This is a genomic window from Enterobacter cloacae complex sp. SHL009 (assembly GCF_049237205.1).
GTDB lineage: Bacteria > Pseudomonadota > Gammaproteobacteria > Enterobacterales > Enterobacteriaceae > Enterobacter > Enterobacter cloacae_M.
Genome location: NZ_JBMKIW010000001.1, coordinates 542941 through 556428, shown reverse-complemented (window position 1 = coordinate 556428; position 13488 = coordinate 542941). Strand labels below are relative to the sequence as shown.

Annotated in this window: 15 protein-coding genes; 9 read left to right on the top strand and 6 right to left on the bottom strand. The window is 54.9% G+C overall.

The window, feature by feature from the left end:
* Nucleotides 1–72 precede the first annotated feature (72 nt).
* Nucleotides 73–345, top strand: coding sequence for a stress response membrane protein YncL (gene yncL, locus ACOTZC_RS02760; protein ID WP_080298627.1), 273 nt, complete (start codon nucleotides 73–75; stop codon nucleotides 343–345).
* Nucleotides 346–443: 98 nt separating this feature from the next.
* Entirely contained in the window at nucleotides 444–551 is a 108-nt protein-coding gene (gene yniD, locus ACOTZC_RS02755) for a small membrane protein YniD (protein ID WP_008500658.1), read from the top strand.
* 80 nt (nucleotides 552–631) lie between these two features.
* On the opposite strand, the gene ACOTZC_RS02750 is transcribed toward yniD, so the two are convergent.
* Nucleotides 632–1390 carry a DUF481 domain-containing protein gene (locus ACOTZC_RS02750; RefSeq protein WP_029740435.1) on the bottom strand — a complete coding sequence of 253 codons (759 nt, stop codon included), beginning with the start codon at nucleotides 1388–1390 and terminating at the stop codon, nucleotides 632–634.
* 295 nt (nucleotides 1391–1685) lie between these two features.
* Between ACOTZC_RS02750 and pfkB the strand changes: the two genes are divergently transcribed.
* The 3 genes from pfkB to ACOTZC_RS02735 all read left to right on the top strand — a co-directional run bounded on the left by pfkB (nucleotide 1686) and on the right by ACOTZC_RS02735 (nucleotide 3981).
* Entirely contained in the window at nucleotides 1686–2618 is a 933-nt protein-coding gene (gene pfkB / locus ACOTZC_RS02745; protein ID WP_023311294.1) for a 6-phosphofructokinase II, read from the top strand.
* Between the two features lie 106 nt (nucleotides 2619–2724).
* On the top strand, nucleotides 2725–3015 hold the full coding sequence (gene ghoS, locus ACOTZC_RS02740; protein ID WP_033145271.1) for a type V toxin-antitoxin system endoribonuclease antitoxin GhoS: 291 nt from the start codon (nucleotides 2725–2727) through the stop codon (nucleotides 3013–3015).
* A gap of 105 nt (nucleotides 3016–3120) precedes the next feature.
* Nucleotides 3121–3981 (top strand): fructosamine kinase family protein, encoded by an 861-nt coding sequence (locus ACOTZC_RS02735; protein ID WP_029740438.1) that lies wholly within the window; start codon nucleotides 3121–3123, stop codon nucleotides 3979–3981.
* Between the two features lie 36 nt (nucleotides 3982–4017).
* Here ACOTZC_RS02735 and ACOTZC_RS02730 read toward each other — a convergent pair whose 3' ends face one another.
* Nucleotides 4018–4554, bottom strand: a complete 537-nt coding sequence (locus tag ACOTZC_RS02730; RefSeq protein ID WP_023311291.1) for a YniB family protein — start codon at nucleotides 4552–4554, stop codon at nucleotides 4018–4020.
* Between the two features lie 148 nt (nucleotides 4555–4702).
* Between ACOTZC_RS02730 and hxpB the strand changes: the two genes are divergently transcribed.
* The 3 genes from hxpB (at nucleotide 4703) to tcyP (ending at nucleotide 7585) form a co-directional block, all read left to right on the top strand.
* Complete coding sequence (gene hxpB / locus ACOTZC_RS02725; RefSeq protein WP_174259722.1) at nucleotides 4703–5374, top strand: hexitol phosphatase HxpB; 672 nt, start codon at nucleotides 4703–4705, stop codon at nucleotides 5372–5374.
* Nucleotides 5375–5475: 101 nt separating this feature from the next.
* Nucleotides 5476–6066, top strand: coding sequence for a metal-dependent hydrolase (locus ACOTZC_RS02720; protein ID WP_014883483.1), 591 nt, complete (start codon nucleotides 5476–5478; stop codon nucleotides 6064–6066).
* Between the two features lie 127 nt (nucleotides 6067–6193).
* On the top strand, nucleotides 6194–7585 hold the full coding sequence (gene tcyP / locus ACOTZC_RS02715) for a cystine/sulfocysteine:cation symporter (RefSeq protein WP_008500667.1): 1392 nt from the start codon (nucleotides 6194–6196) through the stop codon (nucleotides 7583–7585).
* Nucleotides 7586–7633: 48 nt separating this feature from the next.
* On the opposite strand, the gene cedA is transcribed toward tcyP, so the two are convergent.
* Nucleotides 7634–7888, bottom strand: coding sequence for a cell division activator CedA (cedA, locus tag ACOTZC_RS02710; RefSeq protein ID WP_071845469.1), 255 nt, complete (start codon nucleotides 7886–7888; stop codon nucleotides 7634–7636).
* A 188-nt stretch (nucleotides 7889–8076) separates the two neighbouring features.
* Here cedA and katE point away from each other — a divergent pair, with 188 nt between their 5' ends.
* Nucleotides 8077–10326 carry a catalase HPII gene (katE, locus tag ACOTZC_RS02705; RefSeq protein ID WP_163353701.1) on the top strand — a complete coding sequence of 750 codons (2250 nt, stop codon included), beginning with the start codon at nucleotides 8077–8079 and terminating at the stop codon, nucleotides 10324–10326.
* Between the two features lie 88 nt (nucleotides 10327–10414).
* Here the strand turns inward: katE and chbG are convergent, their stop codons facing one another.
* From chbG to chbR, 3 genes are all read right to left on the bottom strand, one after another.
* Nucleotides 10415–11164 (bottom strand): chitin disaccharide deacetylase, encoded by a 750-nt coding sequence (chbG, locus tag ACOTZC_RS02700; RefSeq protein ID WP_126303168.1) that lies wholly within the window; start codon nucleotides 11162–11164, stop codon nucleotides 10415–10417.
* Nucleotides 11165–11175: 11 nt separating this feature from the next.
* Nucleotides 11176–12531: a 6-phospho-beta-glucosidase gene (locus tag ACOTZC_RS02695; protein WP_163353700.1), complete on the bottom strand. Its 1356-nt coding sequence runs from the start codon at nucleotides 12529–12531 to the stop codon at nucleotides 11176–11178.
* Nucleotides 12532–12640: 109 nt separating this feature from the next.
* The gene (gene chbR, locus ACOTZC_RS02690; RefSeq protein ID WP_071789366.1) at nucleotides 12641–13483 is read right to left on the bottom strand and encodes a transcriptional regulator ChbR; all 843 of its coding nucleotides are present in this window, start codon (nucleotides 13481–13483) and stop codon (nucleotides 12641–12643) included.
* Between the last annotated feature and the right edge of the window lie 5 nt (nucleotides 13484–13488).

Here is a 13488-nt window from a genome sequence, read left to right as displayed (position 1 = left end):
ATAGATTACGACACCATCTGACCAACAATCGTCAAATTGGTTCGTCATCATTCACCAGCCGAATTCAGATTAATGTGGATTTACGGCAAGCGACGTAATGTTAACACTAACGGAAAGGAGATTGCACCCTCTGCGGCCAGATTGATGGGCTGGCGCTTTCGCACGAATTTGCAGGTTGCTTCTCCCCTGCGCTCGCATTTCGAAGATGCTGGGCTACTCTTGAACAGGTCTTTAAACCCAAAGGTGCATACCATGAACGTATCCAGCAGAACGGTTGTGATATTGAATGTCCTTTCCGCCACAGGTTTATTGTTGATTCTCGCCGAACGATTCCACTGGTTCTGAGGCGACCCCTGCGCTGGCATAACCTAATCGATCCCAAGAAGGGGCATATTTCGGCCCTGTTTGGTAGACTGTGGATATCAACAAACAAGGATTAGGTTATGCCAACAAAACGATTTGCCGTAAAACACTGGAAAATGGTGCTGGTGCTGATTGCCATCTGCGGCGCAATGCTGCTACTCCGTTGGGCGGCAATGATTTGGGGCTAGGGGCGAAGACAGGTCATCAGAAGGGACGTCAAAAAGCCACAGACAATAAACGGGCCGACCTTATCATCGGCCCGCTTTTATTACATTCTATAACCCAGTGAAACCGTGGTTCTGCGGTCGGTATGATCCGGCGCAGATTCTGGTGGTGAAGAGTTCCAGGTCACGTTGTAGGCCACTTTCAGACCAAAGTGTTCGTTAATAGCCACGTTCAGCGCCGTCTCAGAGTTAAGCGTCGTGTCGTCGGCACCAAATACAGAAACACCCTGGGTAAATTTGGTGTTGTCAGTCATCTGCCAGGCATAGGTACCGGAAGCGTAACCGAGGGGTTGGGTTTTGGTATCGCCATTGGTGTACTCGTCATAACGCACACCAGGACCGAATTCAAAACGGAGGCTGTGTACCGGACCGTTCAGGAACTGGCGACCATAACCGGCGGTGAACACATCGCGCTGGCGATAACCGTTGTAACGGTCAGTTAACCAGCTTGCCTGTCCAAACAGGTAGTCATAGTCGGTCATGTTGTAACGGCTACGTCCGCCTACCGCATATTTCTCGGAAGAACGTTCGTCATTAGCGGAAGTGTTGCTGGCATTACCCCACAGAGACCAGGCGGTGGTGTTGCCGTACCAGGTAAGCGTACTGTCCGCCGTCAGAGAAGAGCTTTTCGTGTTACCGGATTGTGCCAGGTACCCGGCGTTCAGGTTACCTTCAAACGGTTTTTTCGCGGTGGAAGGATCGTCCATGACAGTAAAAACGGTATCATCAGCGGTCGCGTTCATAGCCGCAAACACGCCACCCGCCAGCATCAGTGCAGCGGGCACTGTCTTTAAAAGCTTCATTTTATTAAGGAGTCCGTACAACAAAAAAAGAGACCACACGGTCCCGGAATCTTTCTTGAGGATCAATGACAAGGCGTCCAGAGAAAGGTAACAAATTATAAAAAGCCGCAAATAACATAGCAATGTTTTCTTATTTCATTTTTTGAATAAGAACGATCTCAAAAAGCGTTTTAGTTTATATATCCCCCGCCTCACTTTTTGTCAGTATTCATATTTAAAATCATACTGTTATTTACATTGCCTTCCTGACAAAAGGTGCCAGGCTAATAAGAGCCCATGCTAAAAGGAGGTAATGATGGTTTCTATTTATACTCTGACGCTCTCCCCTTCCCTGGATTCCGCCACCCTGACGCCGCAGATTTACCCGGAAGGTAAATTGCGCTGTAGCGCCCCGGTCTTTGAGCCCGGCGGCGGCGGGATCAACGTGGCGCGCGCCATTACACATCTCGGCGGCAAAGCCACGGCAATTTTTCCCGCAGGCGGTGCCACCGGTGAACACCTGGTCTCTCTGCTGGCTGATGAACAGGTGGCCGTTGAAACCGTTGAGGCCAAAGACTGGACGCGGCAAAACCTGCATGTCCACGTAGGATCCAGCGGCGAACAGTACCGTTTTGTCATGCCGGGCGCGAAACTCAGCGATGACGAGTTTCGTCAGCTTGAAGAGAAAGTGCTGACGATAGAGAGCGGCGCACTGCTGGTGATAAGCGGCAGCCTGCCGCCCGGCGTAAGCACGGAAAAATTAACGGCGCTGATTCAGGCCGCGCAGCATCGCGGCATCCGCTGCATTGTCGACAGCAGCGGCGAGGCCCTGCAGGCGGCGCTGGTGCCGGGCAATCTGGAGCTGGTCAAACCCAACCAGAAAGAGTTAAGCGCGCTGGTCAACCGTGAACTGACGCAGCCTGACGATGTGCGCACCGCCGCGCAGGAGCTGGTGCGCAGCGGCAAAGCGCGGCGCGTAGTCGTCTCCCTTGGCCCTCAGGGGGCGCTGGCAGTTGATGAATCATCGTCCGTTCAGGTTGTCCCACCGCCGATGAAGAGCCAGAGCACGGTTGGCGCGGGCGATAGCATGGTGGGCGCGATGACGCTAAAACTGGCGCAGGGTGCGTCTCTGCTCGAAATGACACGCTACGGCGTGGCGGCGGGTAGCGCCGCCACCATCAACCAGGGCACGCGTCTCTGTTCGCTTGCCGATACGCAAAAAATCGTCGATTACCTGTCCCGAAATTAACCCCTGTTCCCCTTCGTCTTTACGGAGGGGAATGTCCTCGCTGAGTCGCCAAACGCAAACTATCGACTATGCTAAGAAAACTTTCATGATAACAATGAGGTGAATTATGAGCAGTGGTGACATCACACGTTACGTCGTGACCATCAACCTTCATGAAGCATCGCTGACCGAGCTAAATGAGCTCAACAATGCTTTCACCCGGGCTAATTTTCTCCTCACCCTGACGGATGACGAGGGCAATATTCATGATTTAGGCACCCTGACATTTGGTCTGATCGGCGCCCTGAGCCAGGAAGAGGTTCATGCGCTGGCCGCCAGTCTGGTGGAGAGCGTGACCGATAAGCCTGCCGAGATTGACGTGGATACCTGGGAAAGCTGGCGGAAAAAAGAACAATAAGTGCGCTGTATGAATTTAAACCGCTCAGGTGTGCGTTAGTTCGTATTTTTTTACCGCAGTTATGCGCTAACTTTATGATCTGGCAGACAACATGGGAGAGACAACATGTGGCAGGCTATCAGTCATCTTTTACGTGAGCAGCTGGGTGAAGGTGAAATTGAACTGCGTAACGAACTGCCAGGCGGTGAAATCCACGCCGCGTGGCATTTACGCTACGCAGGGCGCGATCTTTTCGTTAAGTGCGATGAGCGAGAGCTGCTTCCGATATTTACCGCCGAAGCCGACCAGCTGGAGCTGTTGTCGCGCAGTAAAACGGTCACGGTCCCGCAGGTTCTGGCCGTGGGGAGCGACCGCGACTACAGCTTCCTGGTGATGGAGTATCTCCCCGCCCGGCCGCTGGATGCCCATAATGCGTTCATCCTCGGCCAACAGCTAGCGCGCCTGCATCAATGGAGCGACCAGCCGCAGTTTGGTCTCGACTTTGACAACGATCTCTCCACCACGCCACAGCCCAATGCCTGGCAGCGTCGCTGGTCGACATTTTTTGCCGAGCAGCGCATTGGCTGGCAGCTTGAGCTGGCCGCCGAAAAAGGGCTGGAATTTGGCAATATCGACGCCATCGTCGAGCACGTTCAACAGCGTCTGGCATCCCACCAGCCTCAGGCGTCGCTGCTTCACGGCGATTTGTGGTCCAATAACTGCGCGCTGGGTCCCAACGGCCCGTACATCTTTGACCCGGCCTGCTACTGGGGTGACAGAGAGTGCGATCTTGCCATGTTGCCGCTTCATCCTGAGCAGCCGCCGCAAATATACGACGGATACCAGTCTGTTTCCCCCCTGCCGCCCGGTTTCCTCGACCGCCAGCCGGTGTATCAGCTTTATACGCTGATGAACCGTGCCATTCTTTTTGGCGGAGAACACCTTGTTAACGCGCAGCGGGCACTCGAGCGTATGCTTGCCGCCTGAGAAGAGAAAGGGTGGCCTTGCCGCCACCCTTATCGCTTACAGAAAACCGAGCAGTGAGAAGAAGAAGTATCCCGCCACAATGATAATCACGGGAAGGATATAGAGCGGGAAAATTTGCAGGAAAATGGTGTGACGCGGCACAACGATGCGGGATTCAATCTGCTCACGACTCATTCCTTCCGGGCCCTTGGCCTGCTCCAGAATCAACTGATCCTCAACGCCTTCGCGTAAAAAGCGCGTCTGGCGACTCATTCTCGCACCAGAGGCCTGCAGTGCCAGCGCGACAAAGATCAGGGCATATATCACCCAAAAGCCGATATTCAGCTGTTGATGAAAATCCGGAGTGGGTGAGTTAAACCAGAAGACATTCAAAAATGGCGTATTAAAACGCATCATCTCAATCATGACATGAGCGAAATCAAGCATTACCGCATTGATACCCGGCTGTTTTTCGCTGTGATCGTACATAAATTTGAGTACAGAAATCAGCGTAGAAATGACGGCAGGAATAAAAATTACCCAGCCAGCAATACGTTTTAAGACCGCAATGCGTCCAGCTTGTTGATACGTCATCAGTTCCTCTTCATAAAGACGCGTTATTTGTGCCTAAGTCTACCTGCTGGTCATCAATTTCGCCCGCTCTTTAAAAGCAATATGCTAAATTGCAGATTGTGCTTAGCACGTATCATCTGTCGAACACCCTGGATAAGGAGACGTTGTGATGTCGACACCGCGCCAAATTCTTGCCGCAATTTTTGACATGGATGGATTACTGATCGATTCCGAACCGCTGTGGGATCGCGCCGAACTGGACGTTATGGCCAGCCTCGGCGTGGATATCAGCCGCCGTAATGAACTTCCCGATACCTTGGGCCTGCGCATCGATATGGTGGTGGATCTGTGGTTTGCCCAACAGCCGTGGGTAGGTCCCAGTCGCGATGAGGTGACCGCACGCATTATCAGCCGCGCCATTTCTCTGGTGGAAGAGAACAGGCCGCTGCTGCCCGGCGTACGTGAGGCCGTCGCGCTGTGTAAAGCCCAGGGGCTGAAGGTCGGACTGGCCTCGGCTTCACCGCTGCACATGCTGGAAAAAGTGCTCACGATGTTTGAACTGCGCGACAGTTTCGACGCGCTGGCGTCCGCTGAAAAATTGCCTTACAGCAAGCCGCACCCGCAGGTCTATCTGGACTGCGCCGCTAAGCTCGGCCTGGATCCCCTCAACTGCGTTGCGCTGGAAGATTCCGTTAACGGTATGGTGGCGTCGAAGGCTGCACGGATGCGCTCCATTGTGGTGCCCGCAGAAGAAGGCCGTCACGACCCCCGGTTTGCCCTTGCCGACGTGAAGCTTAACTCACTGGCAGAACTCAGGGCGCATCACCTGCAGGGCGGTTAACGCCCTTCTCTGGTTTGTGACAAACAGTTACACCGTCACCTCTTCCGCCTACTGTATAAAAACCCTATACTGTATGAATTGACAGTTTTGTGGGTTTTATCATGACGGCGGAAGGCCACCTGCTTTTTTCTATTGCGTGCGCGGTATTTGCCAAAAACGCTGAACTCACCCCCGTGCTGGCACAGGGGGACTGGTGGCATATTGTCCCTTCTGCCGTATTGACCTGCCTGCTGCCCGACATTGACCATCCCAAATCTTTCCTCGGACAACGCCTGAAGTGGGTATCGAAACCCATCGCCCGCGCGTTCGGCCACCGGGGTTTCACGCACAGCCTGCTGGCCGTGTTTGGCCTGCTGACGCTTTTCTATTTGAAGGTGCCCGAAAGCTGGATAGTCCCCGCCGATGCCATCCAGGGGATGGTGCTGGGCTATTTAAGCCATATTCTCGCCGATATGCTGACGCCTGCGGGCGTACCGCTGCTTTGGCCCTGCCGCTGGCGTTTCCGTTTTCCGATCCTCGCACCGCAGAAAGGCAACCAGCTTGAGCGCGTATTGTGCATGGCGCTGTTTGCTTACGCCGTCTGGATGCCGCAAACCTTGCCCGAAAACAGTGCAGTTCGCTGGTCATCCCAGATGATTAATTCGCTGCAATTTCAGTTCAATCGCTTTATTCATCACCAGATTGAACAGTAAACCGACAAAATTATCCCATTTGTCATAACCCATTCCATTTGGATATAAGCGCTACATCACACTTCTGCTAACCTTCCGCCAACAGGATCGGTAAAAACCGACCCAATAATAAATCAGGAGAACGGGGATGAATTTTCCACTCATCGCGAACGTCGTTGTGTTCGTTGTATTGCTATTGCTTCTTGCGCAGGCGCGCCACAAACAGTGGAGCCTGGCGAAAAAAGTGCTGGTTGGTCTGGCCATGGGTGTCGTATTTGGTCTGGCATTACAGGCAATTTATGGCTCCGATAATCCAGTTCTGAAAGATTCCATTCAGTGGTTCAACATCGTCGGTAACGGCTATGTTCAGCTGCTGCAGATGATCGTTATGCCGCTGGTGTTCGCCTCTATTCTGAGCGCCGTTGCTCGCCTGCATAACGCGACTCAGCTGGGAAAAATCAGCTTCCTGACCATTGGTACGCTGCTGTTCACCACGCTGATTGCCGCGCTGGTGGGTGTGCTGGTCACCAACCTGTTTGGCCTGACCGCAGAAGGCCTGGTTCAGGGTACCGCTGAAACGGCGCGTCTTACCGCGATTCAAACCAACTACGTTGGTAAAGTGGCTGACCTGACCGTGCCGCAGATGGTGCTCTCCTTCATTCCGAAGAACCCGTTTGCTGACCTGACCGGTGCGAGCCCAACCTCGATCATCAGCGTGGTTATTTTCGCCGCGTTCCTGGGCGTAGCGGCGCTGAAGCTGCTGAAAGACGACGCGCCTAAAGGCGAACGCGTGCTGACCGCGATCGACACCCTGCAAAGCTGGGTGATGAAGCTGGTGCGTCTGGTTATGCAGCTGACGCCTTACGGCGTGCTGGCACTGATGACCAAAGTGGTTGCCGGCTCTAACCTGCAGGACATCATCAAGCTGGGCAGCTTCGTTGTCGCCTCTTATCTGGGCCTGGGCATTATGTTCGTGGTGCACGGCATCCTGCTGGGCGTAAACGGCGTCAGCCCGCTGAAATACTTCCGTAAAGTCTGGCCGGTACTGACCTTTGCCTTCACCAGCCGTTCCAGCGCCGCGTCTATTCCGCTGAACGTTGAAGCGCAAACCCGTCGTCTGGGCGTGCCTGAATCCATCGCCAGCTTCTCTGCCTCCTTTGGTGCCACCATTGGTCAGAACGGCTGTGCGGGTCTGTACCCGGCGATGCTGGCGGTGATGGTTGCCCCTACCGTCGGGATTAACCCGCTGGATCCGGTCTGGATCGCCACGCTGGTCGGGATTGTTACCGTAAGCTCCGCAGGCGTTGCGGGCGTTGGCGGTGGCGCAACCTTCGCCGCGCTGATTGTGCTGCCCGCGCTGGGTCTGCCCGTGACGCTGGTCGCGCTGCTGATCTCCGTTGAGCCGCTGATCGACATGGGCCGTACCGCGCTGAACGTAAGCGGCTCCATGACCGCCGGTACGCTGACCAGCCAGTGGCTGAAGCAGACCGACAAAGCGATTCTGGAAAGTGAAGACGACGCCGAGCTGGCGCATCGTTAATCTCGGTAGAAATAAAAAAACCGCCTGATGGCGGTTTTTTTATGGCTGTTATTCTTCGACCTCTTCATCCTGGCGGATCTGCATCGCCCACCGCTGCGCTGACTCCGGCACCGTAAACGTGGGCGAGCGGCGGAAATGTTCGCCGATCAGCACGAAGGCCACGTATTTCCCCCGAAGTTGCCAGACATCGCGAAAACCCTCCACTTTCAGGGCGTGGTCTGGCGGCGCGGGCTCAACGCGGGGCACATAGCTAATAACCTGGCGGTTTTGTTGACGAAGAGGTTTCATAAGCGGCTGGTTCACTAAAGCAAATTCTTGAAGCAGGAAAATTCTATGATAGCCGATCCTGCTGCCTTCCGTCGCGCCCCAAGTGGGCCTGAAGGCTCCTTTCGTCAATGGCGGCATGTGAAAACTCTTAGTTCACGAGCCATCTCGCGACATTGTTCTATCCTTAATAGGGTTTTTAGCAATGGATAAAGGAGAAGCGTGCAATGTCGAACAAAGATAAAACACATCAATCACCGATTCATGGCACTGAAGAATCTCAACCGGGTATGGACTCTCTTGCCCCTGCTGACGGCTCTCATCGCCCCTCCCCTGGCCCCTCCGCACCGGGCGAACAGCCTACCGCACCGGGAAGCATGAAATCGCCGGACACGGGAAACGAGAAGCTGAAATCTCTTGAGCCGCACCGTAAAGGCGGCGAAGGCTTTGCGCTCACCACCAATCAGGGCGTGCGCATTGCTGACGATCAGAACTCCCTTCGCGCAGGCGCGCGCGGGCCAACCCTGCTGGAAGACTTTATCCTGCGGGAAAAAATCACCCATTTCGACCATGAGCGAATTCCGGAACGCATCGTCCACGCGCGAGGTTCCGCTGCGCACGGCTACTTCCAGCCCTACAAGAGTCTGAAAGACATCACCAAAGCGGATTTCCTCTCCGATCCGGATAAAATCACCCCGGTGTTTGTGCGCTTCTCCACCGTGCAGGGCGGCGCCGGTTCGGCAGATACGGTTCGGGATATCCGCGGCTTTGCCACCAAGTTTTATACCGAAGAGGGTATTTTCGATCTGGTGGGCAATAACACCCCGGTGTTCTTCATTCAGGACGCGCATAAATTTCCTGACTTTGTCCATGCGGTAAAACCGGAGCCCCACTGGGCCATACCGCAGGGACAAAGTGCGCACGACACCTTCTGGGACTACGTCTCACTGCAGCCTGAAACCTTACACAACGTGATGTGGGCGATGTCAGACCGCGGCATTCCGCGCAGCTATCGCACGATGGAAGGGTTTGGTATCCATACCTTCCGTCTGATCAATGCCGAGGGCAAAGCCACGTTTGTGCGCTTCCACTGGAAGCCGGTGGCGGGCAAAGCCTCGCTGGTGTGGGACGAGGCGCAGAAGCTGACCGGGCGCGACCCGGACTTCCATCGCCGCGAGCTGTGGGAGTCCATTGAAGCGGGCGATTTCCCGGAATACGAACTGGGCCTGCAGCTCATACCGGAAGAGGACGAATTTAAGTTCGATTTCGACCTGCTTGACCCGACGAAGCTGATTCCGGAAGAGCTGGTGCCGGTACAGCTGGTGGGCAAAATGGTGCTCAACCGCAACCCGGATAACTTCTTCGCCGAAAACGAGCAGGCCGCATTCCACCCCGGGCATATCGTGCCGGGGCTGGACTTCACCAACGATCCGCTCCTGCAGGGACGGTTGTTCTCGTACACCGATACGCAGATCAGCCGTCTTGGCGGGCCGAACTTCCACGAAATCCCGATTAACCGCCCAACCTGCCCGTACCACAACTTCCAGCGCGACGGGATGCACCGTCAGGATATTGATACCAACCCGGCGAACTATGAGCCGAACTCTATCAACGATAACTGGCCGCGCGAAACGCCGCCGGGGCCGAAACGCGGTGGATTCGAATCGTATCAGGAGCGTATCGACGGCAATAAAATCCGCGAGCGCAGCCCGTCGTTCGGCGAGTATTACGCCCACCCTCGCCTGTTCTGGAACAGCCAGACGCCGATTGAGCAGCAGCACATCATCGGCGGCTTCAGCTTTGAGCTGAGCAAAGTGGTGCGTACCTACATCCGCGAGCGTGTGGTCGATCAGCTGGCGCGCATTGATATTCAGCTCGCCCAGAGCGTTGCGGATAACCTGGGCATTACGCTGACCGATGAGCAGCGCAACATTGCCCCGCCGAAAGAGGTTAACGGCGTGAAGAAAGATCCGTCGCTGAGCCTGTATGCCGTGCCGGGTGGGTCAATTAAAGGCCGCGTGGTCGCCATCCTGCTGAACGACAAAACCCGCGCCAGCGACGTGCTGGGGATTATGCAGGCGCTGAAGACCCAGGGCGTGCATGCGAAACTGCTTTATTCCCGCATGGGGGAAGTGACCGCCGATGACGGCTCCGTGCTGCCGGTGGCGGCAACCTTTGCCGGGGCGCCATCGCTCACAGTCGATGCGGTAATTGTTCCGGGCGGAGATCTTGCCAGCCTGCTGACCAACGGCGACGCGGTGTATTATCTGCTCGAAGCCTATAAGCACCTGAAACCGATCGCGCTGTCCGGCGACGCGCGACGGTTTAAGGCGCAGCTGAAGGTAGCCGATCAGGGTGAGGACGGGATTGTCGAGGGCGATAACGTTGACGATGCCTTTATGACGAAGCTGTTTGATTTGCTCGCCGCGCACCGCGTCTGGTCGCGAAGCAGCAAGATTGACCAGATACCGGCGTAAAAAAAGCCGGGTGGCGCTTGCGCTTACCCGGCCTACATTCGATTGGTTTTGTAGGCCCGGTAAGGCAAAGCCGCCACCGGGCTTTATTTCAAAGATCCCCGAACGTCCCCAAACGATACCCTCGCTCGGCAATCGCGTATTTCAACGACGGCGACGTCAGGACATCCAGCTCCGCCAGGCGCGGCCAGCAGTAGGCGCTTTTATGCACGGTTTTATCGACAAAGGCAGGATGCGCCATGACCTCCAGCGACCGTTCCCCTCGCGCGGCGGAATCATCCAGCACCGTCAGGAACAGCGCGTCGCTGATCTCTTCTCCGTAAAATGCGCTGCTGAATCCCTCAGTGGTGGTGACAGCGCAGTCCGGCAATCCGCGCACCTCCCGATCCACGCGCATCGCGACGCCGTTGCGCTTTGCGAAATCAGCGACAATCGGGAAAATCGCCGGGATCATATGCACGTGGTGATGGCTATCGATGTGCGTCGGCGCCCTACCAAACACATCAACAAAGCGGTTGAACTGACTCTCCAGCTCGCGGGCAATCTCTTCGAGCGGCAGAGCACCCTGCTCCGCCAGTTCCCAAATCCATTTGCCCAGCTGGCCGTCGCGCGTCAGGCCCGGCATTGGAGAAAGCGGCATCCCGAGCGTCAATACAAAATGCATGCCGACGCCCAGCTCAGGCACCTCGCGGCTCAGCTGCGCCGCGTGTTCAACCGCCTCACCATTAACCAGCGCCGTGGTAGAGGTCACCACACCCCGGCGACAGGCTTCAATAATGCCGTAGTTCTGGCCTTTCGAGAGGCCAAAATCATCAGCATTAACGATCAGCAGGTTTTCCATTGTGCGTCCTCTTATTGCTGTTTGAACTTCAGCTTCTCGATCGTAGCGGCAAAGTTTGGCAACCATTTCTCATGCGCCAGGATCATCTCGCTGGCCAACTGTTCCGCGTCGCGGTCGGAATGCACCAGCGGGCTAAGGTTCAACGCCAGCAGCACGTCATTGAGCTCGCCGCTCAGCGCCGCGTTGCTTGCCGCCACTTCAAAGCCTTTGATGGTGTGGATCAGGCCCATGACCTTGTCATCGAAGTGGGTGATACGAGGATGCGGTTTAGCCCCCTCGCGCCCCAGGATGCAGGTCATTTCAACGGCCCAGTCAGCCGGAATATTGTCGATATGGCCATGATGCGGCACATTGACATAGTGCTCCGCCTGCTTGTCGTTGTAGATGGCGTTGATCACTTCGCACGCCGCATCGGAGTAGTAGGCCCCGCCGCGCTGCTCCAGCTCTTTCGGTTTGACGTTCAGGTTCGGATCTTTATACAAATCAAACAGCTGCTTCTCGACCTTCTGAACGATCTGCGCACGCGCGCCGCCCTTATAGTACTCTCCCATTTCGATGGCCAGCATCTCTTTCTGCTTGAAGTAGTAAAGCAAATACGAGCAAGGCAGCAGATTCAGCGAGCGGATCAACCCTTCGCTGAACGGCAGGTCAAAGATGTTTTTCACCGATGCCGCCGTCAGGCGACCGGAAGCCACGCCGTCCAGCAGTTCGGCAAACCGCGATTTACCGTTCACGATAACGTCTTTAATGAACACCATGTGATTCAGGCCGAACAGGTCGATGGAGAGGTCGTCGCTGTCGGTCAGCTCCAGCACGTCGCGGATGAACATCTTCATGCCGATCGGAATATTACAGACGCCGATAAAACGTTTGAAGTTCGTATGCCGATAGACCGCCTCGGTCACCATCCCGGCCGGGTTGGTGAAGTTAATCACCCACGCGTTCGGGCAGATCTCCTGCACGTCTTTGACGATGTCGAAAATCACCGGGATGGTACGCAGGCCTTTGAACAGACCGCCCGCGCCGTTGGTCTCCTGCCCGAGATAGCCGTGGCTCAGCGGGATACGTTCGTCCAGCTCGCGCGCCTTCAGCTGGCCCACGCGCAGCTGGGTGGTGACGAAATCCGCATCTTTCAGCGCCAGACGGCGATCGAGGGTTTTATGCACGGTCAGAGGCACGCCCGCTTTCTCCACCATGCGCTGGCACAGGTCGAAAATAATATTCAGCTTTTCCTGACCTTCCTCAACGTCAACCAGCCATAATTCGCTGACCGGTAATTCATGATAACGTTTCAGAAAACCTTCAAGTAATTCCGGGGTATAGCTGCTGCCGCCACCAATGGTTACGACTTTTAATTTCTTCTGCATAATATCTCCCTTAGCGTATCAGGTTAATCGCCTGCAAGGTATAGCGTACTCTTCCCGCTATTTGGGCAAGCCATTAAAGCAATATTTGTGGCGGGTAATCCGCCGAAAGTTAATTAATTACCGTTAAATTCTTCCGGTAACTGTTCGGTGTGAATGAAGTCAATTTTTTAAAGGTCTTAATAAACAGGCTTGGACTACTGTACCCTGACTCGTAAGCAATATCGGTAACAGAGTAGTTGGTAATTTCCAGCTGTTTCTTTGCAAAATTAATGCGGATTTCATTAATAATTTGCACGGGTGTTTTACGATAATAGCGCTGCGTCGCGCGGGTCAGATATTCCTGGGATTTCCCCGACAGTGACACCATATTTTCCAGCGCATTTTCGCTGAACTGGCCTTTATCATGCATCAGCTCAACGGTGCTGCGCAGCCACTGTGGAATATCATCCGTCACCTGCTGCTCCTCACGATGATGGCGCAGCCTGTTCATCACGTAGAAGGTCACCGTTTCAATAAACTCATCAAATTCATTGTCGCGGAAGTTAAGCGAGGCGATAACCGTTTCAATCCAGGTCATGAACTCGTTTTTGACCCGATAGACCTGGGAGGCCACAAAGCAGAACGGCACCAGCGGCAGATAGTGCTTCTCAAAGAAGCGTCTGCTGACGCCCACGTTCAGAATACGGGTGGCACCAAATTCGTAAAAGCTCTGGTGATAAGACCCCATCGGCAGGAAGACAAAATCCCCTCGCTCAAGCAGGACGCGCTTACCGTTGATCTCCTGGTAGTAGCGGCCGGTCAGAACAATCGTGAACTCGTAGTAGTCATGCTGGTGCAGACCGCTGGCGCTCTCCGTCTTGTTGTAGATAACCACGTGAAAATTTTTGCCATTAAACAGCTGCTGTTCAAGTGCGGTTTTAATTTCCATCGTGCTGACCTCCTGCTGCGAAATCCGAC